This is a genomic window from Variovorax sp. Soil_C_39, from assembly GCF_057656815.1.
On record NZ_JBDGJQ010000003.1, the window covers coordinates 188,701 to 209,406 of the forward strand.

Genomic DNA, 20,706 nt, shown 5'->3' on the forward strand with positions numbered 1-20,706 from the left:
GACTACGATGCGTGGATGGACAGACTCTTGGCAATGGAAATGTTCGTGCGCGTGGTCGAGACCGGCAGCTTCTCGAAGGCGGCGCGCGAGTTCAACACCACCCAGCCCACCGTGACCAAGCAGGTCGCGGCCATCGAGGCGCGGCTGAAGGTGCGGCTGCTGAACCGCAACACGCGCGGCGTGAGCCTCACCGAGCCGGGCGCCCTGTACTACGAGAAGTGCAAGACGATCGTGCGCGACGCCGAGGAGGCCGACAGCATCGTGCAACTGCGGCAAAACCAGGCGCAGGGCCTCCTGCGCGTGGGCACCTCGGTGGCGTTCGGGCGCCGCGTGGTGGTGCCGCTCGCGCTCGAGTACATGCGCCGCCATCCGCAGGTGCAGCTCGACCTGAGCTTCGAGGACCGCTACGTCGACCTTGTCGCGCAAGGCATCGACGTGGCGATCCGCATGGGCAAGCTGGCCGATTCGTCGCTTGGCGCGCGCTACCTCGGCACCAACCCGTGGGCCATGGTCGCGGCGCCCGGCTACCTGAAGAAGCACGGCATGCCCCGGCGCGCGCAGGACCTCAGCGCGCATGTGGCGCTGATCTACAGCAGCGTGGTCGGCGACGAGTTCTGGCGCATGCACACGCCCAAGGGAGAGGCGGTGACCGTGCCGGTGTCGGGCCGCTTCCGCTCGAACAACCTGTCGGCCGTGCTGGCCGCGGCGCGCGACGGTCTGGGCATCGCGCTGATGCCGCGCTACGTGGCGAGCGAGTCGCTCGCTGCCGGCAAGGTGACCGAAGTGCTCGGCGACCATGCGCTGCCCGAGCAGGAGATCCACGCCGTTTTTCCGTCGCCCAAGCTGGTGCCGGGCAAGGTGTCGGGCTTCGTGGCATTCTTGCAGGGGCGCTTTGCCGAGGGTTGGTGGGCGGGCTGATCCCTCAACCCGCCACGAACGCCCCATGCAGCCCGAGCGGCAGCGCATACGGCAGCGTGGCCTGCGCGACCGGACCCGCCGCCAGCGCATCGGCCGCGAAGCACGAGAGCAGCGTCTTCTGCTGGCCGAAGTCGAGCGCGGTGCCCAGCACCCAGCCTGGGCCCCCGCCGTCAGGCACGAAGACATGCTCCTCCACCATCGCCTGCCGGCCATAGCTGTAGCGCTGGCTGCGGCCTGTCTCGACGTCGGTCAGCGCCACCGCGGTGAAGCCGGGCCGGTCGGGCAGGGCTGCGGTCGCATGGACCACGCGGCGGTGGCGCAGGCCGGTTCGGCGCGGATCGATGCGTGGAAACTCGGCGTCGAACGGCAGCGTGGTCTGCGTGGCGCGGCCGGTGCCGAGGTCCAGCGTCGCGACCGTCAGCTGCGGCGTGGGGCGCGTCACCCAGCGCGCGCGCATCAGCTCGCGGCTGGTGGTGAACACCGTGGCGGTGGTGTCCGAACGCACGTAGTCGATGTGGATGCGCGTGCCGCCCGGCGCCTGCTCTTCCCAGGCGTTGCCGACATGGAACAGGAAGCCCGCGGGCAGTGCCAGCGTGTGGCGGCGCGCCCAGTCCTGCTTGTCGACCACCAGCACGCGCATCCCGAGCTCGGGGCGCCAGACATGCGCATCGAGAAAGCTCGCACCGGCTTCCTTGCGCTTCGGGTCGTACACGAGCGGCGGCATCAGGAAGACGAGATGCTGCGCGGTCACCGCGAAGTCGTGGACCATCGGCAGGTCGGGAACGGTGATCGCGCTGGCGCGGCGCAGCGCACCGTCGGGCGCGATCTCGTAGAGCGCCAGCAGGTCCTGGCCCGCGCCGATGCCGAAGTTCCAGACCGTGCCGTCGGGGTCCACGCGCGGATGGGCCGAGAAGGGCATGCCCGCGAAGTCGGGGCGCCAGGTCTTGAGGCCCAGCGTCTCGAGCGTGCGCGCATCGAGCCGCGTGGCCGAGCCGCCTTCCCACAGCGCGAGCAGCTCGCCCGCGAGCGGCAGCACGCTGGTGTTGGCCACGTTGATGCTGTCGGGCGAAGCCGTTGGCTCCGCGCCCGGCGGCACGGTGCCGAAGGCTTCGGCAAGGCGGCGGCCGGCGCGCAGCTCGGCCACGCGCTTGGGCGTGGCGACGTAGCGGCCCTGGTGCAGCACCTCGCGGCCATCGATCGCGAAGCGCTGCACCATGCCGTCGCCGTCGAACCAGTGGTGGTAGCGCTGGCCGCCGAGGTCGTGCCCGGCCGGGCCGTTGCGGAAAAGCGTACCCGCGACGGCATCGGGGAAGCGGCCGCGCACCGCGGCGCGCACCGGCGGGAAGTCGGCCGGCGGCGTGGCGAAGCCGGATTTCCAGCGCGCGGGGGCGGCCTCGTACGCGGCCTGCCAGTCGTCGGGCGCCGCAGCATGCGAGAGCGTGGGCAGCCAGGCAGGCGCACCGGCCGTGGCCATCAGGCGCAGCAGGAGCGCGCGCCGTTGAAGCGGGGGTGCCATGGCGAACCTCAGCGCAGGTGGATGACGGCCGGAACGTCGTCGGCCTCGACGGGCAGTGCGGCGGCGTCGAACGCCGGCGCGCCGCGGTTTCCCTTGGCGTCGTTCGAGAAGCCGTAGCGTTCGAGCGGCAGGCCCATGGGGTTGGCGTCGAGCTTGCCATTGCCGTTTTCGTCGGCGAACACGCGCAGCGCATAGCGCCCCGCCGCAAGGTTCGCGAAGCGCAGCCGGGCCTCGCCACCGCGCAGCATCGCGGTCTGTGCGGCCACGGGCTTGCCGCCGCCCGCGAAGGCTTCGGCGCTGTCGTACAGCGCGGCATACAGCGTGGCGTCGGCGGCGGGGCCGTCGGCCACGTGCAGGTTCAGGTCGGCGGCCATCACGGCCAGCGGCGACAGGAGCAGGGCGGCGCAGAGCATGCGCGGCCGGGGGAGCTTGGAGCGGAAGTTCATCAATCGGACCTCGTCGAAAGTTGGAGGTCCCGACCATCGCGCAGCGCGCGTTCGCTTCCCAGCGGCATGCGACGAAACGCCGCCTGAAGGGCGCGGGATGCGCTTCGCCGGTGCGAGGCGAAGCCGCAATGAATGCGCGGCCGGACAGCCGGCCGCGGCGGGCTCAACCCTGCTTTGGCGGCACTTCCAGCTTGTCGGACGCCACGAACAGGCTCCAAGCCGCCATGAACAGCGCCGCAATGACCGGCCCGATCACGAAGCCGTTGATGCCGAAGAGCGCCATGCCGCCGATGGTCGACATCAGCACGATGTAGTCGGGCATCTGCGTGTCCTTGCCGACGAGCACGGGGCGCAGGATGTTGTCGACCAGCCCGATCACGAACACGCCCACGAAGATCAGCACGCCGCCTTGCCAGAACTGGCCGGTGGCCAGGAAGTAGATCGCCACCGGCGCCCAGATGAGCGCCGCGCCGACTGCCGGAAGCAGCGACAGGAAGGCCATGAGCACGGCCCACAGCAGCGCGCCCTGCACACCGAGAAACCAGAACGCCAGGCCGCCGATCGTGCCCTGCGCGATCGCCACCGCCACGTTGCCCTTCACCGTGGCACGGATCACGGTGGTGAACTTGTTGAGCAGGTACTCGGTGTGCGGCTGCGCGAGCGGAACGGCTTGGCGCATCGACTTCGACAGGCTGGCGCCGTCGCGCACCAGGAAGTACAGCAGGTACAGCATCACGAAGAAGCTGACCACGAAGTCGAAGGTGTTCTGCCCGATGGTGAGCGCCTGGCCCGCGATGGCCTGGCTGCCTTGCGCGGCGCCCGCCGAGATGCGCGCCTGCCAGGCGCCGGTGTCGCCGAGGTTGAAGCGGTTGAAAATATTCCAGATCCATTGCGGCAGCGCGTCGAGGATCTGCTGGAAGTAGGCCGCGAAGTTGATTTGCCCCGAGCGGATCTTCTGCGCCACCAGCGCCACTTCCTGCACCAGCGACACGCCGATCATCGCGAGCGGAAGGATCACGATGAACAGGCAGATCGCCAGCGTCGACAGCGCCGCGGCATTGCGCTTGCCCGGCATCTTCCTGAGCAACCACTTGTAGAGCGGCGTGAACAGGATCGCGAGCGAAACCCCCCAGAGCACCGCGCCGAAGAACGGCATCAGCACCCAGAGGAAGGCAACCGTGACGATGGCGAGGAGGGCGAGGAAGACGCCGCGCTGGAGTTGGGGTGTGTTCATACGTGAACCGCACTGTAGCCCAGCCCCGCGGCCCGGCCATGTCGGCCGGGGCCCTAGTCAGCGCCGTGTGCGCGCCGGCAGGGCCACGGGCGCCAGCGTGGCGCGCAGCCGGGCCGGCGCGTCGGGTGCGGCGGGCGGCGCCACCTCGAGCGCCCGCTCGACGTTGCCGATGTGGTCGATCATGAGCCGGCGTGCCGCATCGGTGTCGCCGGCCTCGAGCGCCGCGACGATTGCGCCATGCTCGGCGCACGACTGGCCGGCCTCGTGCTTCGACTGGTAGAGCGTGGCGGCCAGCGTGGTGCGGGCCGTCAGGTCGCGCAGCACGTCGACCAGCAGTTGGTGCCCCATCTGCTCGGCCAGGCAGACGTGGAAGTCCGCCAGCAGGAAGGCGCGCGTGGCGGCGTCGGCGCCCTCGATCGCGCGCTGCTCGTCGGCGATGTGGTCGCGCAGCTTGCGAATGGCCTTCTGCAGCGGCCGGCCTTCGCTCTCGGCGAGGATGCCCGCCTCGACGATGCGGCGCGCCGAGAACGCATCGCGCGCTTCCTCGGCCGAGGGCTCCACCACGTACCAGCCGCGGCGCGACTGTACTTCGACGAAGCCGCGCGCCTGCAGCTGCATCAGCGCCTCACGCACCATGGTGCGGCTGACCGCGAAGTTCTCGGCCAGCGCCTGCTCGCCGAGCCGCTCGCCCGGCGCGAGCTTCTGCGCCAGGATCGCTTCGACCACGCGCTCGGCGATGGCGGTGGGGGTAACGTCGTTGGCGGGGGCCATCGCGGTCAGTGGCTTGCCGCGCCGGCGGCGGCGATCGGCGCGGTGGCGGGCGTTTCGTCGGCTGGCACCTCGTCGGGCACGTAGGTGCCGTCGAGCACCGCATGGGCGCGCTCGCGGTCGATGTCGCCTTCCCAGGCCGCGACCGCCACCGTGGCGACGCAGTTGCCGATCAGGTTGCCGAGCGCGCGCGCAATGCCCATGAACCAGTCCACCGAGAGCACCAGCACCAGCCCGATCGCCGGAATGGCGGGTATCGCATGCAGCGTGGCCGCGAGCACCACGATGGCCGAGCCCGGCACGCCGTGCGCCCCCTTGGAAGTGACCAGCGCGATCGCCAGGATCGTGAGCAGGTCGCCCATGCCGATCGGCGTGTTGGTGGCCTGCGCGATGAATACCGCCGCCAGCGTGATGTAGATCGAGAAGGCGTCGAGGTTGAACGAGTAACCGGTGGGAATCACCAGGCCGACCGTCGAATCGCGGATGCCCATGCGGCGCAGCTTCGCCATGATCTGCGGCAGCACGCTGTCGGACGAGGTGGTGGCGAACACGATCGCGAGTTCCTCGCGCAGGTAGCGCAGCAGCTTCCAGAGGCTGAAGCCCGAGATGCGCATGACCGCGCCGAGCACCACGAACACGAACACCAGCACCGCGCCGTAGAACAGCACCACGAGCATGCCGAGCTGCTTGAGCGAGCCGATGCCGTACTTGCCGACCGTGAAGGCGATGGCGCCCAGCACGCCGAGCGGCGCCAGCTTGATGATGATGCCCATGATCTTGAACAGCACCAGCGAGAGCGCGTCCACCACCACCGCCACCGGCTTGCCGCGTTCGCCGAGCAGCGCGAGCGCGCAGCCGAACAGCACCGCGAACAGCAGCACCTGCAGCACGTCGCCGGTGGCGAAGGCGTTGACCACCGTGGTGGGGATCAATTTCATGAGGAAGTCGACCGTGCCGCCGCTCGTGAGCTTGTCGGCGTTCGAGGCGTAGGCGCTCATGGCGGTCGCGTCGAGCTGGCCCGGATCGACGTTCATGCCCACGCCGGGCTGGAACACGAAGGCCAGCACCAGGCCCATGGCCAGCGCGATGGTGGTGAGCACCTCGAAGTAGATCAGTGCCTTCACGCCGACGCGGCCCACGCGCCTCAGGTCGCCGGCGCCGGCGATGCCGTGCACCACCACGCAGAACACCAGTACCGGAATGATCATCTTGATCAGCTTGATGAACGCGTCGCCGAGCGGCTTGAGCTTGACGGCGAACTCCGGCACGAAGAGGCCGGCCAGCACGCCGAGCACTAGCGCGATGACGACCTGGCCGAAAAGGGATCTGGCGAAGCGGGGCATGGAAGGCTCCTTGGAGGAAGGGACGATGTTTGCATGCAAGGATTTCTTTTCTTGCATACAAGAAATGTAGGCAACAAGGCCTTTGCTTATCAGAGGGTATTCCCGGCGCCGCGCTGATTCAGACGGGCCGTGCGTCTCGCGATCGCAACGTTCCATGAAAACGCATGTGAATGAGAGGGGGATTTAGCAGGATCGGCTTACATCTGTTTATAGAATCGGAATTGTTCTCGTTGCGATTGGCATTTGCGGGCGTGCTGGAACTCTCGCGTTGCACGTTCCGGGCCACCGCGGGCTCCCATTCCCGTTCCCGTTCCCTCCTGCTCTCCTCGCTTTCATCTCCCATGCCTTCGCCGACCGCTTCCTCACTCCGCTTCGCCCTCACGCCTGTGGTTCGTCTCCTGCGCCAGGGGCTTGGCGCTTCGCTCTTGCTGGCCGCCGCCAGCGCCGCCGCGCAGACCCCGGCGCCCACGGGCTCGCAGCAACTGCATGAAGTGACGGTGTTCGGCGAGGCCGAGGCCATTGGCGGGCTGCAGAAGACCTATTCGGGCGGCCAGTTCGCGCGCGGTGGCAGCCTGGGCATCCTGGGCATCACCGACCTGATGAACGTGCCGTTCAGCACCACCAACTACACGGCCGAGCTGATCCAGAACCAGCAGGCGCTGAGCGTGGCCGACGTGGTGATGAACGACGCGTCGGTGCGGCCGCTCACCTCGCGCGGCGGCTTCGGCGACGACTTCCAGATCCGCGGCTTCACCGTGCCCAACGGCGACATCGGCATCAACGGTTTGTTCGGGCTGACGCCCACGACGCGCGTGCCGCTCGAGATGATCGAGCGCGTCGAGGTGCTCAAGGGACCGGGCGCGCTGGCCAACGGCGTGGCGCCCACCGGCAGCGTCGGCGGCAGCATCAACGTGGTGACCAAGCGCGCGGCCGACGTGCCGCTCACGCGCCTGACCACCACCTACATGAGCCGCGCCCAGTTCGGCACGCACCTCGACGTGGGCCGCCGTTTCGGCGAAGAGAACCAGTGGGGCGTGCGCTTCAACGGCGTGCTGCGCGGCGGCGAAGGCAACATCGACAACGGCAAGCAGGAACTCGGCCTCGGCTCGCTGGGCCTGGACTACCTGGGCACGCGGCTGCGCTGGTCGCTCGACGCGATGGCCAGCAAGGGCGACACGCGCGAGTTCCGCCCGCAGACCAGCTTTGCGGCCGGCATCACGCAGATTCCCGAGCCGCCGCCGGCGCGCCTGAACTTCTATCCGGGCACGCGGCTGGAAGACAACGTGAAGACGGTGATCTCGCGCGCCGAATACGACATCAACGACAGCACGACCGTCTACGGCAGCGTCGGCTACACCGACTTCGACTACATGCAGGTGTTCCCGAGCGGCCGCCCCAACGCGCTCGGCAACTTCAACGTCTCGAACGCCTACTACGACTTCGACAGCAAGAGCACCGCGGCCGATGCCGGCGTGCGCACGCGCTTCAAGACCGGCAGCGTGGGCCACACGCTCGCGCTCGGCGTGAACCTGCTCGACCAGGAATCGGGCTACTTCTACGCGCAGTCGGCGCGAACCAACCCGTCGAGCCTGTACTTCCCCGCGCCGCTGCCCCCCGTGACGGTGCCGCGCACGGCGCCGGTCAAGTCGAGCGAACTGAAGCAGACCAGCGTGGTGCTGGCCGACACGATGTCGTTCGCCAACGACCGCGTCCTGGTCACGCTGGGGCTGCGCGACCAGACCATCGAGCAGGAGAACTTCTCGCAGACCACCGGCGCCTCGACGAGCCGCTACAAGGCGAGTTCGGTCACGCCGCTCGCGGGCCTGGTCTTCAAGCCGGTGAGCAACGTCTCGCTCTACACCAACTACACCGCCGGCCTCACGCGCGGCGGCACGGCCGGACCGGGCACCGCCAACGTCGGCGAGACCTTCGCGCCGCAGAAGTCGAAGCAGTACGAGGCCGGCGTGAAGATCGACTGGGGCCAATTGACCACCCAGGCCGCCGTCTACCAGATCACCCGGCCGAGCAGCCTGACCGATCCGGTCACCAACGTCTACAGCTTCGGCGGCGAGCAGCGCAACCGCGGCCTGGAGCTCACGGCCTACGGCGAAATCCAGCGCGGCCTGCGCGTGATGGCCAGCGCGGCCTTCAACGACGCCAAGCTCACGCGCACGGCGGGCGGTGTCAACCAGGGCAACGACGCCGCCGGCGTGCCCGACCGCACCTTCAACCTGGGGCTCGACTGGGACCTGCCCGGCGTGCCGGGGTTGAGCCTGAACGGCCGCGTGATCCACACCTCGTCGGTGTACGCCGACGCCGCCAACGTGCTGCGCGTTCCCGCGTGGACGCGGCTGGACATCGGCGCGCGCTATGCGACCAAGGTGGCGAACAAGCCTGTGATCTTCCGCGCCAACCTGGAGAACGTGTTCGACAAGAACTACTGGGTCACCAGCACCTACGTTACGGTCGGCGCGCCGCGCACGCTGATGCTGTCGGCGTCGATCGACTTCTGACGCAAGGACGGTGAGTGCAATGCGCTGGGGAGTCCGCGGCGTCGGTCCGTTGATCTCGCGCATCGTGGCCGCCGTGTTCGGCGGCTACGCGGTGGCCGCGCTCGCGAGCGTGGCCACCGTCGCGCTGCCCGTGAGCCAGCCACAGGGGGTGCTCGCGGGCATGCTGCTGAGCTTCATCGTCTACACGGCGGCGGTGGTCTGGGTGTTCGCGGTGCGCAGCGCGCGCCGTGCCTGGGCGGGCCTGCTGGTGGCCACCGCCTTGCTGTCGGTTCCTGCATGGACGGTCTGGTCCGCAAGCCCTGCGCCCTGAGCCGCCATGTCGAACGAATCCCTCACGCCGCAGAAAGCCCCAGGCATCCGCCAGACGATGTCCGGCCTGCACATCTGGGTCGGTCTGCTGCTCGGCTGGGTGCTCTATGCGATGTTCCTCACCGGAACAGTGAGCTACTTCAAGAACGAACTCTCGCAGTGGATGCGGCCCGAGCTGCCGCACCAGGCCCAGGTGCCCGATGCCGCCGCGGTGGCGCAGCGCGTGGCCGATGCGCTGGCCGTCGCCGCGCCCGGCAGCCCGCAATGGAACATGCGCATGCCCGATGCGCGCAACAACAGCGTCGACGTGTTCTGGCGCACAGCGCAGCGTGAACCCGGCAGGCGCGGTTTCACCGAAGCGCACCTCGACCCCGCGACCGGCGCGAAGATCGCCGCGCGCGAGACGAAGGGCGGCGAATTCTTCTACCGCTTCCACTTCCAGTTTCACTACATGCCGGTGCCGTGGGGCCGCTGGCTGGCGGGGCTGGCCGCGATGTTCATGCTGGTGGCCATCGTGAGCGGCGTCATCACGCACAAGAAGATCTTTATCGACTTCTTCACCTTCCGCTGGGGCAAGGGACAGCGCTCTTGGCTCGATGCGCACAACGCGCTCTCGGTGTTCGGGCTGCCTTTCCACCTGATGATCACCTACACGGGGCTCGTCACGCTGATGGCGATGTACATGCCGTGGGGCCAGCAGGCGGCGGTCAAGACCCCGGCCGAGCGGCAGCAGCTGTCGGCCGAACTCCGCGCCTTCGCGCCGCCCGGCAAGCCCAGCGGCAACGCGGCGCCGCTGGCACCGGTCGACGCCATGGTGCGCCAGGCGCAGGCCGCCTGGGGGGCGGGCAACGTGGGCCGTGTCGCCATCACGCACCCCGGCGATGCCGCGTCGCGCGTGGCCGTGTCCCGCGGCGACACCGGCCGCGTGTCGATGAGCCCGCAGGCCATGCTGTTCGAGGGCGCCACGGGCAAGCTGCTCGAGGCGCGCGACGGGGTCGGCCCCGCTGCCGAAACGCGCGGGGTCTTGTATGCGCTGCACCTGGGGCGGTTCAGCGACCTCGCACTGCGCTGGCTCTACTTCATCGTCAGCCTCACGGGCACCGCCATGGTGGGCACCGGACTCGTCATGTGGACCGTCAAGCGCCGCGCGAAGCTCGCAGATCCGGCCCGGCCGCATTTCGGCTTCTGGCTGGTCGAACGGCTGAACATCGCATCCATTGCGGGGCTGTCCGTCGCCATGGCGGGCTTCCTCTGGGCCAACCGGCTGCTGCCGGTGCAGCTTGAGCGGCGCGGCGATTGGGAAGTGCATGTGTTCTTCATCGTCTGGGGTGTTGCGCTGCTGCATGCGCTGCTGCGCCCCGCGAAGCGCGCCTGGACCGAACAGCTGTGGGCCGCGGCGGCGGCGCTGGCGCTGCTGCCGGTGCTCGGCGTATTCACCACCGACCGGCCGTTGTGGCAGAGCCTTGCCGACGGCGACTGGGTGCTCGCGGGCATCGACCTGGCGCTCTGGGTATTGGCAGCGCTGCATGCCGCGCTGGCCGTGCGTACCGCGCGCCATCGCGGGCGCGCGCCCGCCGGCAGGCGTTCCGCGACACCTCGCGCGGACCAGCGCATCGGCGATCCCGCATGACCCATGTGCTGATGCTGCTGTCGAGTGCGGCCGGCTTCGCGGCGCTGGCGCTCGCCACCGAACGCCAGCAGGACGAACTGCTCGGGGGCGCGCTGTCGGCCAGCGCCACGCGCGCGCTTCGGGCCGCGGGCTGGGCCCTGCTCGCCGTGTGCCTTGCGGCAGCCGTCGGGCAGTGGGGCTGGGGCCTGGGCGTCGTCGCGTACAGCGGCCACACCAGCCTGGCCGCCGGGCTGGTGTACATCGGGCTTGTCGCCGCAGCGCGGAAGCGGGGCAGGCGCTAGCATCGGCTGATGCGAACACTTTCACTTCCGGGCAGTGGCGAAATGCCGGTGCTGGGCCTGGGCACCTGGCGCATGGGCGAAGCGGCAAGCCGGCGCGCGGCCGAGGTGGCCGCGGTGCGCGAGGCCATCGCGATGGGCTGGCGCCTGATCGACACCGCCGAGATGTACGGCGAAGGCGGCGCCGAGACCGTGCTGGGGCAGGCCCTTGCCGAGTCGCTGCGCGCCAACGAGGTGCGGCGCGACGAGCTCTTCATCGTGAGCAAGGTCTATCCGCACAATGCAAGCCGCCGCGGCACGCCCGAGGCCTGCGCGCGCAGCCTGCAGCGGCTGGGCCTGGACACGATCGATCTGTACCTGCTGCACTGGCGCGGCAGCCATCCGCTCGCCGACACCGTGGAGGCGATGCAGTCGCTCGTGGCCAGCGGGCGCATCGCGCGCTGGGGCGTGAGCAACTTCGACACCGACGACATGCAGGAGCTCGAACCGCTGGTGCGTGGCGGCCCGCCATGCGCGGCCAACCAGGTCTACCTGTCGCTCGGTGAGCGCGGTCCCGAGTTCGACCTGCTGCCCTGGCTGCGCGAGCGCGGCATGCCGTTGATGGCCTACAGCCCGATCGACCAAGGCGCGCGGGCCGGCGACAAGGCCCTGGCCGAACTCGCGGCGCGCCTGAACGTCACGGCGGCGCAGCTCGCGCTGGCGGCCGTCATCGCCCGGCCGGGCGTGGCCGCCATCCCGAAGGCAGTGCGCAGTGCCCACCTGCGCGACAACCTTGCGGCCGCCGACCTCGTGCTCGATGCCGAGGTGCTCGCCGAACTGGACCGGCTGCATCCGCCGCCGCGGCGCAAGGGGCCGCTGGCAATGATCTGAGGCCGTCCGCCGCGGCCGCGTTCGGCCGTCAGTGCGCGTCCGCGTGCTTTGCGGCCGCGATCACCGCCTCTTCGTCGTGCTTCGCGCCGTTGAGGAACAGGTTCAGCAGCACCGCCGCGATCGACGCCAGCAAGATGCCCGACTCGATCAGCGAGTGGATCGCATGCGGCATCCACTGCTTGAAGTTGGGCGCGATCAGCGGAATCATGCCGACGCCGATCGACACTGCCACGATCATCGCGTTGTGGCGGTTGTGCTTGAAGTCCACGCCCGAAAGGATGCGGATGCCCGTGGCGGCCACCATGCCGAACATCACGAGGCCCGCACCGCCGAGCACCACGGTGGGCAGCGATTCGACCAGCGCCGCCATCTTGGGCAGCAGCCCGAGCACGACCAGGATCACGCCGCCCGCCACGCAGACGTAGCGGCTCTTGATGCCCGTGACCGCCACCAGGCCCACGTTCTGCGAGAAGCTGGTGTAGGGAAAGGTGTTGAACACGCCGCCGATCAGCGTGCCCAGGCCGTCGGTGCGCAGGCCCTTGGCCAGGTCCTTCTGCGAGATCTTGCGTTCGGTCATCTCGCCGAGCGCGAGGAACATGCCGGTCGATTCGATCATCACCACGATCATGATCAGCGTCATCGTGAGGATCAGGATCGGATCGAACTGCGGCATGCCGAAGTGGAACGGCAGCACCACGTCGAACCACGCGGCCTTGCCGACCTTCTCGTAGGTCATGAGGCCCGTGGCCGTGGCCACCACCGCGCCGATCACGATGCCCAGCAGCACCGAGATGTTCGCGACGAAGCCCCTGGCGTACTTCACGATCAGAAGAATCGACACCAGCACCAGTGCCGCCACGCCGAGGCCCGGCAGGTCGGCGTAGCGCGGGTTGGGCACCGTCGGCATGATCGCGAAGCCCTTGGGCACTTCGGGGATCGAGCTGCCGGGCGAGGTGACCTGCGCGAGCCACTTGGCGTACACCGGATCGACCAGCGCGGGCGCGGTGGGCCCGACCGGGTTGCCGAAGATCCAGTTGATGCCCACGCGCATCAGGCTGATGCCGATCACCGCGATGATCGTGCCCGTGACCACCGGCGGAAAGAAGCGCAGCATGCGGCTCACGAAGGGCGCGATCAGGATCGAGATGATGCCCGCACCGATGATCGCGCCGAACAGCAGCTGCGCGCCGCTCTGTCCCGGATTGGCATTGGCGATGGCCACCATCGGCGCGACCGAGGCGAAGGTCACGCCCATCATCACCGGCAGCCGGATGCCGAACCACTGCGTGGCACCGAGCGCCTGGATCAGCGTGGCGATGCCGCAGCAGAACAGGTCGGCTGAGATCAGCAGGGCTACCTCGTCGGGCGAGAGCTTGAGCGCACGGCCGACGATCAGCGGCACGGCCACGGCGCCCGCGTACATCACCAGCACATGCTGCAGGCCCAGCGCCGTGAGCTTGCCTGCGGGCAGGCGCTGGTCCACCGGATGGACTGTTGAAACAGTGGAAGAGGTCTCGGCCGTCATCGTGTATCTCCTGGCGCAGCAAGGGGAGAAAAGGCGCAGACGGCGCGTCGCGGCGTCCACAAAGTGTGTACGCGAAACTGTATACAATTTATGCGGCAATACGGATGCAGGAAAACCCGCATCGCAGCGCGCAATGGTGTCGGGCTGTTTCCGGTGGTCCTAGGCGAGCAGGGCCTTGACCAGGTCGAGCTGGCGGTCGGGCTTGTCGGTGCCCAGCTCAAGGCTGGCTTCGATGCGTTCGAGGTGCTCGGTCATGCAGACCACAGCGCCTTCGACATCGCCCTTGCGGCAGATGCGAAGAAAGTCCGAATGCTCGTCCGACGAGCAGTGCGGATCGTTCGACGAGTGATACAGCATCGCGATCAGCGAGCTGCGCGCCACCAGTTCACGCACCAGTTCCGTCAGCGTGTGGTTGCCCGTGGCTTCGGCCAGCGCCACGTGAAAGTCGCCCAGCACCTTCTCGCGCACCGTGCCCATGGCGGGGCTCTGGCGCAGCGCCGTGCGCTCGAACTTGATGTGCTGCTCAAGCACCTGGTAGTCGCGCGGCCGCGCATTCGCGATGAAGAGGCGGACCACTTCGCTCTCGAGGATGCGGCGCACCGCGAACACCTCGCGCGCCTCCTGCACCGTGGGCTGCGAGACGAAGGCGCCCTTGTCGGGGATCATCTCGATCAGCTTGTCTTTCGACAGCATCAAGAGCGCCGCCCGCACCTTGGTACGGCTCACCGAGTAGACGCGGCCCAGCGCTTCTTCGCGCAGCCACGTGCCGGGCGGCAGGCGCTTCTCGACGATGGCGGTGGCGATGTCCTGGGCGATGCTCTCGATGGAGCTGCCCCTGTCGACAGCCGCGCCGCTTTCGGCGGGTGCGGCGATCGTTTCGGGAAGAGCAGGGGTCTTGGAGCTGGCGCGGGGCATGCGGAGATTGTGGCTCAGCGTTCGATGCCTTCGCCTGCACCAGCTTGCATCACCCGCGCAGCGTGAAGCCTTCGAGCGCGCCCATCATGGTCTTGGGCAGTGGCCGCGCGAGTTCGCCGTGCTTGCTGGTCTCGAGCTTCAGCGTGACGAGCGATTCGATGAGCTTGGTGCCTGCGGCCACGCCGTCGATCACCGGCACGCCCAGCAGCCCGGCGATGTGCTCGCACAGGTCGGTCATGCCGGCGCAGCCGAGCACGATGCAGTCGGAGCCGTCTTCGTCGAGCGCGCGCCGGCATTCATCGACGATGCGCTCGCGCGCGTTGGAGCCGGGCTCCTCGAGCTCGAGCACCGGCAGCTCGCAGGCGCGCACGTTGGCGCAGAAGCGTTCCATGCCATAGATCTCGGCGAGGTGCCAGGCCTGGCCCATGGTGCGCCCGAGCGTGGTCACCACGCTGAAGCGGCTGGCGACCATGCTCGCGAGGTGCATCGCGGCTTCGGCGATGCCGACCACCGGCCCGCGCGCCAGTTCGCGCGCGGCCTTCAGGCCCGGATCGCCGAAGCAGGCGATCACGTAGCCGTCGATGCCGTCGCGCTCGCCGGCCGCGATCTCCTGCAGCAGGCCCGGCACGGCCAGCGCCTCGTCGTAGTGGCTCTCGATCGAGACCGGTCCCATCGCGGGGCTGACGGCCACGATCTCGGTGCCGGCGTGCGCTACCGCGCGGGCGCAGGCACCGATCTTCTCGGTCATGCTCCAGGTGGTGTTGGGATTGATGATCTTGATGCGCACGTGGCGGCCTTCCTTTTCTTCGGTGCGTGGGGTCAACGGGCTTTGATGGTGTTGCGATTCAGCAGGACGTAGATGACGAAACCGAGCGCCATGCCGATGAACCAGGCGTAGTTGGCCGCACCGCGCAGCGTCGGCACCATCACGCACAGGATCGGCACGAGCGCGGACGGGATCATCGCCTGGATGGCCTTCGGGTTGTAGCCGCCGCTGTACCAGTACTCGCCCTTCTCGCTCATGGTGTAGAGCGCGTCCACGTCGATGCGCTGCTTGCGCACGATGTAGTAGTCGGCAATCAGGATGCCGAACAGCGGGCCGATGAAGGAGCCGAGCACGTCGAGCGTGTAGTGGATGACCTCGGGGCTGTTGTAGAGGTTCCAGGGCGTGAGGAACACCGAGCCCACCGCAGCGATCATGCCGCCGGTGCGCCAGCTGATGTGCTGCGGCGCCACGTTCGAAAAGTCGAAGGCCGGCGAGACGAAGTTGGCCACGATGTTGATGCCTATGGTGGCGATCATGAAGGTCACCGCGCCCAGCACCACGGCGGTGGTGCTGTCGATCCTGCCGACCGTGTGCACCGGGTCGGTGATGAGTTCGCCGAAGACCGGCAGCGTGGCCGCCGTGGTGATCACGGTCAGCAACGAGAAGAACACGAAGTTGATCGGCAGGCCCCAGAAGTTGCCCTTCTTCACCGCCTCGAAGCTCTTGCCGTAGCGCGAGAAGTCGCCGAAGTTGAGCATCGGGCCGCTGAAGTAGCTCACTACCAGCGCGGTGGCCGAGAGCATCACCGGCAGTGCGTCCCAGCCCTGGAACTTGATGCCGCCGAGATTCAGGTCGATGTTCTGCCAGCCGGCCTTCCACACCAGCCAGCCGCAGAGGATGGCCATCACCACGTACACCGCCGGGCCGGCCCAGTCGATGAACCGGCGGATGGCTTCCATGCCGTGCCAGAACACGAGCGCCTGCAGCACCCACATGACCATGAACGCCAGCCAGCCCAGCGCCGAGAGGCCCACGAAACCGTGCTGGGCCACGTCCGCATACGGTGCGAGGTTGGGGAACATGTGCAGCGCCAGCACCATGAAGGCCGCCGATGCGAGATAGGTCTGCACGCCGTACCAGGCCACCGCGATCAAGCCGCGGATGATCGCCGGAATGTTGGCGCCGAGCACGCCGAACGACGCGCGGCACACCACGGGGTAGGGCACGCCGGTCACCTGGCTGGGCTTGGCCACCAGGTTGCAGAACACCTGCACGATCACGATGCCCACGAGCAGCGACACCAGCACCTGCCAGCTCGACAGCCCGAGCGCGAACAGGCTGCCGGCCGTGATGTAGCCGCCCACGCTGTGCACGTCGGACATCCAGAACGCGAAGATGTTGTACTGGCCCCAGGTCTGCTTCTTCAGAGGCGCGAGGTCCTCGTTGGTCAGGCGCGGGTGGTAGCCGGGCTTGATGAGGGCGTTCGATTCGGCGTGCGGCCCGGTGCTGCCGGACCCGATCGGGGCCTCGCTGGCGACTGTGCTCATGGTCTTACCTCTTGGAGTGGGTGGTTGGGAAGCCAGTTGCGACGCAAATTTGCGCCCGTTTTGAGTTCGTTATTTTGTATACAAAAACAGGATGCAATCAAGGTCATCCGAGAATTCATATATCCGTACATTCCCTGAGAACTGTCAACGGATCGGCCCACGGGCGTGCGCCCGCCGCCCGCGGGGGCGCGGGAGCAGGACAAGAAGAGGGAGGGGGCCGCCGCGTGCTGCCGCGCGCGGCGTCGGGGCTCAGCCCGTGTTGCGCAGGCCGGCGGCCACGCCGTTGATCGAGATGTGGATGCCGCGCTGCAGCCGTTCGCCGCCGTCGCCCGCGCGGTAGCGGCGCATCAGTTCGACCTGCAGGTGGTGCAACGGGTCGATGTAGGGGAAGCGGTGGCGCACCGAGCGCTGCATCTCGGCATTGCCTTCGAGCCGCTGCTTCGCGCCGGTGATCAGCGTGAGCGCATCCGAGGTGCGGTGCCATTCGGCATCGATCATCGCGAACACCTTCTGGCGCAGCTTGCGGTCGGTCACGAGCTCGGCATATCGCGAGGCCAGCGCGAGGTCGCTCTTGGCCAGCACCATGTCCATGTTCGACAGCAGGGTGCGGAAGAACGGCCACTGCGCATACATGCGCCGCAGCACCGCAATGCGCTCCTTGCGGGCCGCCGGCGTGGCGGCTGCCGCGAGGAACTGTTCGACGCCCGCGCCGAAGCCGAACCAGCCCGGGATCGTGAGCCGGCACTGGCCCCAGCTGAAGCTCCACGGCACGGCGCGCAGGTCGTCGATCTTGTGGCTCGGGTTGCGCGAGGCGGGGCGCGAGCCGATGTTGAGTTCGGCGATCTCGCGGATCGGCGTCGAGCCGAAGAAGTAGTCGCCGAAGCCCGGCGTCTCGTAGACCAGCTTGCGGTAGGCCGCCATGCTCGCGCTCGAAAGCTCCGCCGCGGCCGACATGAAGGTGGCGGGCGCGGATTTGCCCTGCGGCAGCAGCGTGGCCTCGAGCGTGGCGGCCACCAGCGTCTCGAGGTTGCGCCGGCCGATCTCGCGGTTCGCGTACTTGGAGCCGATCACCTCGCCCTGCTCGGTGAGCCGGATCTGCCCGCGTACCGTGCCGGGCGGCTGCGCGAGGATCGCCTGGTAGCTCGGGCCGCCGCCGCGTCCCACCGTGCCGCCGCGGCCATGGAACATGCGCAGGCGGATCGGCGGGCGCCCGCTGCTCGCCGAAGCCTTCTTCTTCTTGTCGTTGAGCTCATCGAACAGCGCCACCAGCGCGGTGCCCGCGCGGTAGAGCTCCCAGTTGCTCGTGAAGATGCCGCCGTCCTTGTTGCTATCGCTGTAGCCGAGCATCACGTCCTGCTCGCCGCCCGAGCGCTCGACGAGTTCGGCGATGCCGGGCAGGGCATAGAACGCGCGCACGATCGGCGCGGCGTTGCGCAGGTCTTCGATGGTCTCGAACAGCGGCACGACGATCAGGTCGCAGACCGCGTTGTCGCTCAGGCTGCCGCGAAGCAGGCCGACTTCCTTCTGCAGCAGCAGGGCCTCGAGCAGGTCGCTCACCGTCTCGGTGTGGCTGATGATGTAGTGGCGGATGGCCGCCGCGCCGTAGCGCGCGCGGGCCGTGCGCGCGGCCGCGAAGATCGCGAGCTCGCTGGTGGCGAGCGGCGAGTACTCGGCATCGGGCACGCGCAATGGGCGCGCGTCGTCGAGCAGTTCGAGCAGCAGTTTCTGCTTGGCCTCTTCGGTCAGCGACACATACGCCGGCGCGATGCGTGCGGTGGCCAGCAGCTCGGCGACCACGGCCTCGTGCTTGTCGGAACTCTGGCGCAGGTCGACGGTGGCCAGGTGGAAGCCGAACACCTCCACCGCGCGGATCAGCGGCCGCAGGCGCGGCGCGGCAAGCACGCTGCCGTGCTTCTCGCCGAGCGACTCCTCGACGGTGCGCAGGTCGGCCAGGAACTCCTCCGCCGCGGCGTAGGGGTTCTGCGGCGGCACCGCATGCCGCGCGGCCTCGCCGCCCGTGAGTTCGCGCAGCGTTGCCGCGAGGCGCGCGTACACGCCGGTCAGCGCGCGGCGGTAGGGCTCGTCCATGCGGTGCTCGCTCGTGTCGGGCGAGCGTTCGGCCAGCGCCTGCATCTCGACCGACACGTCGACCAGCGTGGCCGACAGTGAAAGCTCGCCACCCAGGTAGTGCACTTCGGTGAGGTAGTGGCGCAGCGCCAGCTCGGCCTGGCGGCGCAGCGCGTACTCGAGCGTCTCGGCCGTCACGTTGGGATTGCCGTCGCGGTCGCCGCCGATCCATTGGCCCATGCGCAGGAAGGTCGCCACCGAGGGCGTGATGCCGCCCTGGCCCAGGGCTTTCTCGAGGTCGGCGTAGACGCGCGGGATCTCGCGCAGGAAGGTGGCCTCGTAGTAGCTCAGCGCGTTCTCGATCTCGTCGGCCACGGTGAGCTTGGAGAAGCGCAGCAGGCGCGTCTGCCACAGCTGCGTGACGCGGGTGCGCATCTGCGTTTCGTTCTCGGCAAATTCGATCGGCGTCAGCGCGTCCTTCGCGCCGGCGTAGGCGCCCTGGCGCAGCTTGATCTCGTCGCGCGCCGTGAGCAGCTGCGCGATCGCGCGCTCGGCGTCGAGGATGCTCTTGCGCTGTACCTCGGTCGGGTGCGCGGTCAGCACCGGCGACACGTAGCTGTGGGCCAGAGAGGCGACGACCTGCTCGGGCTTCACGCCGGCCTTGCGGATGCGCGCCAGCGCGGTCTGCAGGTCGCCGTCGGCGCTCTCACCGGCACGTTCCGCTTCGGTGCGGCGGCGGATCTGGTGCCGGTCTTCGGCCAGGTTCGCAAGATGGCTGAAGTACGTGAAGGCGCGGATCACGCGCACCGTCTCGGCGGCACTGAGGCCCTTGAGCAGGCTCTTGAGCGCGCGGTCGGCGGCATGGTCGGCATCGCGGCGGAACGCCACCGAGAGCGTGCGGATCTTCTCGACCAGGGCATAGGTCTCCTGCCCTTCCTGCTCGCGGATCACGTCGCCGAGGATCCGGCCCAACAGCCGGATGTCGTCGATCAGGGGCTGGTCTTCGGCTTGCCGGCGCTTGGCGGGCGCAGGGGTCTTGCTGGCTTTCATTCGATGCTTTTTCCTGGACGTGAAAGAAGACGCCGCCTGCGTTGCTGCGGCGCAACATGCTAGCATTCCGGCCGTCCAAACTCGTACTTTTTTGGGAGCGATCTTGAGCCCTATCGTGATCGCCACGCGCGAAAGCCGGCTGGCCATGTGGCAGGCCGAACACGTGCAACAACTGCTCCAGGCGCGGGGCCAGACGGTCACCCTGCTGGGCATGACCACACGCGGCGACCAGATCCTCGACAAGTCGCTCAGCAAGGTGGGCGGCAAGGGGCTCTTCGTGAAGGAGCTCGAGCTCGCGCTCGAGGAAGGCCGCGCCGACATCGCGGTCCATTCGCTGAAGGACGTGCCGATGGACCTGCCCGAAGGCTTTGTGCTGGCCGGCGTGCTGGAGCGCGAAGACCCGCGCGATGCGCTGGTGTCGCCGCACTACGCCTCGCTCGATGCGCTGCCGCAGGGCGCTGTGGTCGGCACCTCGAGCCTGCGCCGCGTCGTGCTGCTGCGGGCGCTGCGACCCGACCTGCGCATCGAGCCGCTGCGCGGCAACCTCGACACCCGCCTGCGCAAGCTCGACGAAGGCCAGTACGACGCGATCGTGCTTGCGGCGGCCGGGCTCAAGCGCCTCGGGCTCGAAAGCCGCATCCGCGTCGCATTCGAGCCCGACACCATGCTTCCGGCCGCGGGGCAGGGCGCCCTCGGCATCGAGGTGCGTGCCGACCGTGCCGAGCTGATCGCGTTGCTCGGCACGCTGTCGCATCCGCGCGACTGGCTCGCCACCGCCGCCGAGCGCGCCGTGAGCCGCGCCATGGGCGGCAGCTGCTCGATGCCGCTGGCGGCCCATGCGCGCTGGCAGCCCGATGGCGCGCTGCGCGTCGATGCGGCCTGGGGCGACCCCGAGGGGCGTGCCGCGCTGGTGCGCGTGCAGGCCGAAGCGCCGGTGGCCGATCTTGCGCAGGCCGGCACGGTGGGCGAACGCGCGGCCGCGCTGCTGCGCCAGGCCGGCGCGCGCTGAGC

17 protein-coding genes are annotated in these 20,706 nt (G+C 68.8%); 7 read left to right on the top strand and 10 right to left on the bottom strand.

Going from position 1 to position 20,706, the window contains the following annotated elements; genetic code table 11:
• Nucleotides 1–15 precede the first annotated feature (15 nt).
• Nucleotides 16–918, top strand: a complete 903-nt coding sequence (locus tag AC3A6J_RS08865; protein WP_487859561.1) for a LysR family transcriptional regulator — start codon at nucleotides 16–18, stop codon at nucleotides 916–918.
• 4 nt (nucleotides 919–922) lie between these two features.
• On the opposite strand, the gene AC3A6J_RS08870 is transcribed toward AC3A6J_RS08865, so the two are convergent.
• From AC3A6J_RS08870 to AC3A6J_RS08890, 5 genes are all read right to left on the bottom strand, one after another.
• Nucleotides 923–2,434, bottom strand: a complete 1,512-nt coding sequence (locus AC3A6J_RS08870; protein ID WP_487859562.1) for a carotenoid oxygenase family protein — start codon at nucleotides 2,432–2,434, stop codon at nucleotides 923–925.
• Between the two features lie 8 nt (nucleotides 2,435–2,442).
• Complete coding sequence (locus AC3A6J_RS08875) at nucleotides 2,443–2,880, bottom strand: DUF2141 domain-containing protein (RefSeq protein WP_487859563.1); 438 nt, start codon at nucleotides 2,878–2,880, stop codon at nucleotides 2,443–2,445.
• A gap of 163 nt (nucleotides 2,881–3,043) precedes the next feature.
• Nucleotides 3,044–4,114: an AI-2E family transporter gene (locus tag AC3A6J_RS08880; RefSeq protein ID WP_487859564.1), complete on the bottom strand. Its 1,071-nt coding sequence runs from the start codon at nucleotides 4,112–4,114 to the stop codon at nucleotides 3,044–3,046.
• Nucleotides 4,115–4,171: 57 nt separating this feature from the next.
• Nucleotides 4,172–4,885, bottom strand: coding sequence for a GntR family transcriptional regulator (locus AC3A6J_RS08885; RefSeq protein WP_487859565.1), 714 nt, complete (start codon nucleotides 4,883–4,885; stop codon nucleotides 4,172–4,174).
• Nucleotides 4,886–4,890: 5 nt separating this feature from the next.
• Entirely contained in the window at nucleotides 4,891–6,225 is a 1,335-nt protein-coding gene (locus tag AC3A6J_RS08890; RefSeq protein ID WP_487859566.1) for a C4-dicarboxylate transporter DctA, read from the bottom strand.
• A 425-nt stretch (nucleotides 6,226–6,650) separates the two neighbouring features.
• Here AC3A6J_RS08890 and AC3A6J_RS08895 point away from each other — a divergent pair, with 425 nt between their 5' ends.
• The 5 genes from AC3A6J_RS08895 to AC3A6J_RS08915 are packed head-to-tail and all read left to right on the top strand — an operon-like array spanning nucleotide 6,651 to nucleotide 11,825.
• The gene (locus AC3A6J_RS08895) at nucleotides 6,651–8,738 is read left to right on the top strand and encodes a TonB-dependent receptor (RefSeq protein ID WP_487859567.1); all 2,088 of its coding nucleotides are present in this window, start codon (nucleotides 6,651–6,653) and stop codon (nucleotides 8,736–8,738) included.
• 19 nt (nucleotides 8,739–8,757) lie between these two features.
• Nucleotides 8,758–9,048: a DUF3649 domain-containing protein gene (locus tag AC3A6J_RS08900; RefSeq protein ID WP_487859568.1), complete on the top strand. Its 291-nt coding sequence runs from the start codon at nucleotides 8,758–8,760 to the stop codon at nucleotides 9,046–9,048.
• Nucleotides 9,049–9,054: 6 nt separating this feature from the next.
• Nucleotides 9,055–10,677, top strand: coding sequence for a PepSY-associated TM helix domain-containing protein (locus AC3A6J_RS08905; RefSeq protein ID WP_487859569.1), 1,623 nt, complete (start codon nucleotides 9,055–9,057; stop codon nucleotides 10,675–10,677).
• Nucleotides 10,674–10,958, top strand: a complete 285-nt coding sequence (locus AC3A6J_RS08910; protein ID WP_487859570.1) for a DUF3325 family protein — start codon at nucleotides 10,674–10,676, stop codon at nucleotides 10,956–10,958. The genes AC3A6J_RS08905 and AC3A6J_RS08910 overlap by 4 nt, the downstream gene beginning before the upstream one ends.
• 9 nt (nucleotides 10,959–10,967) lie before the next feature.
• Entirely contained in the window at nucleotides 10,968–11,825 is an 858-nt protein-coding gene (locus AC3A6J_RS08915) for an aldo/keto reductase (RefSeq protein ID WP_487859571.1), read from the top strand.
• Between the two features lie 28 nt (nucleotides 11,826–11,853).
• On the opposite strand, the gene AC3A6J_RS08920 is transcribed toward AC3A6J_RS08915, so the two are convergent.
• From AC3A6J_RS08920 to ppc, 5 genes are all read right to left on the bottom strand, one after another.
• Entirely contained in the window at nucleotides 11,854–13,350 is a 1,497-nt protein-coding gene (locus AC3A6J_RS08920) for a nucleobase:cation symporter-2 family protein (protein ID WP_487859572.1), read from the bottom strand.
• A 159-nt stretch (nucleotides 13,351–13,509) separates the two neighbouring features.
• The gene (locus AC3A6J_RS08925; RefSeq protein WP_487859573.1) at nucleotides 13,510–14,265 is read right to left on the bottom strand and encodes a GntR family transcriptional regulator; all 756 of its coding nucleotides are present in this window, start codon (nucleotides 14,263–14,265) and stop codon (nucleotides 13,510–13,512) included.
• Between the two features lie 49 nt (nucleotides 14,266–14,314).
• Complete coding sequence (locus AC3A6J_RS08930; protein WP_487860044.1) at nucleotides 14,315–15,052, bottom strand: aspartate/glutamate racemase family protein; 738 nt, start codon at nucleotides 15,050–15,052, stop codon at nucleotides 14,315–14,317.
• A gap of 32 nt (nucleotides 15,053–15,084) precedes the next feature.
• Nucleotides 15,085–16,578, bottom strand: a complete 1,494-nt coding sequence (locus AC3A6J_RS08935; RefSeq protein WP_487859574.1) for an NCS1 family nucleobase:cation symporter-1 — start codon at nucleotides 16,576–16,578, stop codon at nucleotides 15,085–15,087.
• A 249-nt stretch (nucleotides 16,579–16,827) separates the two neighbouring features.
• Nucleotides 16,828–19,695 carry a phosphoenolpyruvate carboxylase gene (gene ppc, locus AC3A6J_RS08940; RefSeq protein WP_487859575.1) on the bottom strand — a complete coding sequence of 956 codons (2,868 nt, stop codon included), beginning with the start codon at nucleotides 19,693–19,695 and terminating at the stop codon, nucleotides 16,828–16,830.
• A 103-nt stretch (nucleotides 19,696–19,798) separates the two neighbouring features.
• On the opposite strand from ppc, the gene hemC reads away from it, so the two are divergent.
• Nucleotides 19,799–20,704: a hydroxymethylbilane synthase gene (gene hemC / locus AC3A6J_RS08945; RefSeq protein ID WP_487859576.1), complete on the top strand. Its 906-nt coding sequence runs from the start codon at nucleotides 19,799–19,801 to the stop codon at nucleotides 20,702–20,704.
• Nucleotides 20,705–20,706 lie beyond the last annotated feature (2 nt).

Bases quoted from the DNA above. Each gene is read 5' to 3' on its own strand.
- AC3A6J_RS08875 (WP_487859563.1), bottom strand. From the start codon at position 2,880: ATGAACTTCCGCTCCAAGCTCCCCCGGCCGCGCATGCTCTGCGCCGCC.
- AC3A6J_RS08890 (WP_487859566.1), bottom strand. From the start codon at position 6,225: ATGCCCCGCTTCGCCAGATCCCTTTTCGGCCAGGTCGTCATCGCGCTA.
- AC3A6J_RS08865 (WP_487859561.1), top strand. From the start codon at position 16: ATGGACAGACTCTTGGCAATGGAAATGTTCGTGCGCGTGGTCGAGACC.
- AC3A6J_RS08880 (WP_487859564.1), bottom strand. From the start codon at position 4,114: ATGAACACACCCCAACTCCAGCGCGGCGTCTTCCTCGCCCTCCTCGCC.
- AC3A6J_RS08910 (WP_487859570.1), top strand. From the start codon at position 10,674: ATGACCCATGTGCTGATGCTGCTGTCGAGTGCGGCCGGCTTCGCGGCG.
- AC3A6J_RS08925 (WP_487859573.1), bottom strand. From the start codon at position 14,265: ATGCCCCGCGCCAGCTCCAAGACCCCTGCTCTTCCCGAAACGATCGCC.
- AC3A6J_RS08885 (WP_487859565.1), bottom strand. From the start codon at position 4,885: ATGGCCCCCGCCAACGACGTTACCCCCACCGCCATCGCCGAGCGCGTG.
- ppc (WP_487859575.1), bottom strand. From the start codon at position 19,695: ATGAAAGCCAGCAAGACCCCTGCGCCCGCCAAGCGCCGGCAAGCCGAA.
- AC3A6J_RS08920 (WP_487859572.1), bottom strand. From the start codon at position 13,350: ATGACGGCCGAGACCTCTTCCACTGTTTCAACAGTCCATCCGGTGGAC.
- AC3A6J_RS08900 (WP_487859568.1), top strand. From the start codon at position 8,758: ATGCGCTGGGGAGTCCGCGGCGTCGGTCCGTTGATCTCGCGCATCGTG.
- AC3A6J_RS08905 (WP_487859569.1), top strand. From the start codon at position 9,055: ATGTCGAACGAATCCCTCACGCCGCAGAAAGCCCCAGGCATCCGCCAG.
- AC3A6J_RS08915 (WP_487859571.1), top strand. From the start codon at position 10,968: ATGCGAACACTTTCACTTCCGGGCAGTGGCGAAATGCCGGTGCTGGGC.
- AC3A6J_RS08870 (WP_487859562.1), bottom strand. From the start codon at position 2,434: ATGGCACCCCCGCTTCAACGGCGCGCGCTCCTGCTGCGCCTGATGGCC.
- AC3A6J_RS08935 (WP_487859574.1), bottom strand. From the start codon at position 16,578: ATGAGCACAGTCGCCAGCGAGGCCCCGATCGGGTCCGGCAGCACCGGG.